3 protein-coding genes are annotated in these 2,779 nt (G+C 53.3%); all 3 read left to right on the top strand.

The genetic code is table 11. From position 1 onward, the window contains the following. A partial coding sequence (locus QZN75_RS01840) for an NADP-dependent malic enzyme (RefSeq protein WP_292424019.1) occupies positions 1-852 on the top strand: 852 nt, incomplete at its 5' end. 207 nt (positions 853-1,059) lie between these two features. Beyond that, on the top strand, positions 1,060-1,323 hold the full coding sequence (locus QZN75_RS01835; protein ID WP_292424017.1) for a 4Fe-4S dicluster domain-containing protein: 264 nt from the start codon (positions 1,060-1,062) through the stop codon (positions 1,321-1,323). A gap of 182 nt (positions 1,324-1,505) precedes the next feature. Continuing rightward, positions 1,506-2,750 (top strand): DsrE family protein, encoded by a 1,245-nt coding sequence (locus tag QZN75_RS01830; RefSeq protein ID WP_292424015.1) that lies wholly within the window; start codon positions 1,506-1,508, stop codon positions 2,748-2,750. The last annotated feature ends 29 nt before the right edge of the window (positions 2,751-2,779 follow it).

Raw genomic sequence — 2,779 nt, 5'->3', positions numbered from 1 at the left:
TTTGTTGACCAGGTAAAAAATATTGCACCGGTCTTCGGGGGGATAAATCTTGAAGACATCGCAGCCCCGAAATGTTTTGAAGTCGAGGACGCCCTTCAGGATATCGGGATACCGGTCATGCATGATGACCAGCACGGCACCGCGGTAATCGTGCTCGCGGGGCTCCTGAATGCCTGTCGGGTGACCGGACGGAAATTCGAGGACCTCAATATTGTTGTCTGCGGTGCCGGAGCAGCAGGCTATTCCATCACCCGGCTCCTCAAATGTATCGGGTACGACCCGCTCGTCTGCACGATGGTCCATGAGATCACGGTCTGCGACACCCGGGGGATTATCCACCGCCGGCGCGAAGGACTCTACCAGAACAAGTACAAGTTCATCTTGAGCGAGGAGACCAACCACGCGGGCCGGACCGGCTCGCTCTCCGATGCAATGGACGGGGCGGATGTTGTTGTTGGCGTCTCGGCACCCGGCATTATCACGCAGGACATGATCCGGTCGATGAACAAGAACCCCATCGTCTTTGCCATGGCAAACCCCGTGCCGGAGATCTGGCCGGACGCGGCAACAGAGGCAGGGGCCGCAGTGGTCGGTACCGGGAGAAGTGATTTTCCGAACCAGATCAACAACGTGCTCGCATTTCCGGGTATATTCCGGGGGGCGCTTGATGCCTGCGCTACCCGCATCTCAGACGAGATGAAGATCGCCGCCGCCCATGCGATCGCCGGGTGTGTCCGGAAACCTCACCGGAGACATATCCTGCCCAGTATCCTTAACAAGGATGTGACCCGGGCCGTGGCCCGGGCCGTAGCAGAGGCGGCAGCATCCTCCGGGTGCAGGAGAACAATCTGATGTGTTTACAGGCGCCCATTCATCCCCAGTACCCCGCTTATTCTGTAACCGATCGACGCGAGATTTCGTGAAACACTTTTTGTGCAGGAAACGTTTTCAACTGCATTTCGGGAATTCCGGGGAAAAGCGCAGAATACACTGTTTGAAAAAATTTAATAGTAATGTTTGATAATTGTAATAATCAGTTAAATTGAGTGTGATGTTTCAATGGCGTTTGCAGTGCATGTCAACATAAACCGGTGCACCGGGTGCGGCAATTGCGTGAGTGCCTGCCCGGTCAATGCTCTCGAGCTCTATACAATTGACCCGGCAACGAAGGACAAGATCTATACGGTCAGGGACGGAAAATCGATAAGCCTTGACGTCAAGTCAGAACTCTGTGCCGGATGCGGTGTCTGTGTCCGCGCTTGCCCGTACCAGGTAATCACCCTCTCCGGACGCGGAGAGACGGCAATGCTTGCAAATATCTAACTACCTGTGATAGACTATCCGCAGGTCCCATAGCAGTAAACCGGGCCGGTAATTAACCGGACTCTCTTTCTCCAATCCCGTTAACGAGGTATCTGGTTTAGACAGGTACACAGTAAAAGGAACGCATTTAGTCACATTGATTATATGACTTGCCCATATTCACATTCAGGGATAAACGATCCATGACATCACATTTTCTCCTTTTAAGCAATGCCCTGACCCTGGAGCGGCTGTCATGGACTGAAGAAGTACTTAAATATTATTTTATCCAGTTCATGCCCGAGGCACTTCGCCGGCCCGTGCCGGAAAAAAATCCGGCCTTCCTTCTCTTTCTCACCGGGGATGCCCTCTACAGCCTCTTTGGCAGGGAAACCAGTCAGATCTGGGATATTATCCTTTCCCTTCCTTCCCTGAAGGTCATTTGTGACCAGCAGGATCTTGACCTTCGCGGACTTTCCATCGACTCCTTGAAAGTGAAGTTTTCCGGTCTTGTCAGCAGCCGGCAATCGGTTCCTGAAGGGTCACAACCATCATTCTGGGGTGAGGTGGTGGATGCCACCCGGGCTCAGGCTCCAGAGGAGACAACAATAGGGTACCTCCAGGTACAGTCACCTTATATGCATCGCGCGGCCCTGTACGCACTCCTCTGCCTGGAAGCGGCACTTGATCGGGACTGCAATCCGGAACTTTATGCGTTCCTTGATGGGATACACATCGGACATGCAAACCAGCACCCGACAGCCTTCAGGAATCTGGGTGAGGGTTTCTCTGATCTCACCAGTCACGCCTCGCAACACCAGCGACACTACCTCCTTCTTGGGTCGGCACCGTGTGCAACGGAACGGGGGTACGGCATGTGGGACGACGGGAAAGGACTTGTCATCTCTTCCTGTACGATCAAGCCCCTGAAACTGAGGAGCCTGACCGGAATGGTTGAACGGTTCACGAAAGACCACAGTATTCTCGGGACAAACTCGGGATCCATCCAGCTCCGATTGGATCATCCCGGGATAGTGGACGGGCTGCCCGTTAAAGATCACGCCCCGCCATCACTGGTGATCCTAATCACCGGCAGTCCCTATACAACCGAGATGACCATGGGGGCCCTTTCCTTTGCTATCGCATCCGCCCACCAGGGAATCGGAACGCGTGTGGTGTTTATAGAAGACGGGGTCTATGCCCTGTCAGGGGAACAGAAAATTGATGCGGCCGAACAGTTTTTCTCTCTTCAGGATATGATCAACTCCGCTTCACGGAACGACAGGCTTGAGTTTTTTGCCCATCAGCCTTCTCTCCATCAGCGGGGACTGGTCAAGAACAAAAAGTTTAACGCTGTGCTTGATATCAACAATCACGATCTGGGAAAACTTTTGTTCGAGTCACCTCAGGGTGTACGTTGCCGGTACCAGAGGCTGCTGTTTTTTTAAAACCAGTATGTTTTCATCCGATCCTAACG

It is taken from the genome of Methanoregula sp. (assembly GCF_003170075.1).
In the GTDB taxonomy this organism is placed as follows: Archaea; Halobacteriota; Methanomicrobia; order Methanomicrobiales; family Methanospirillaceae; genus Methanoregula.
This window is presented reverse-complemented; position numbering and strand designations above follow the sequence as displayed.

What these genes read in the sequence shown, in the direction of transcription:
- QZN75_RS01830 (WP_292424015.1), top strand. Translation starts at nt 1,506, where the DNA reads ATGACATCACATTTTCTCCTTTTAAGCAATGCCCTGACCCTGGAGCGG.
- QZN75_RS01835 (WP_292424017.1), top strand. Translation starts at nt 1,060, where the DNA reads ATGGCGTTTGCAGTGCATGTCAACATAAACCGGTGCACCGGGTGCGGC.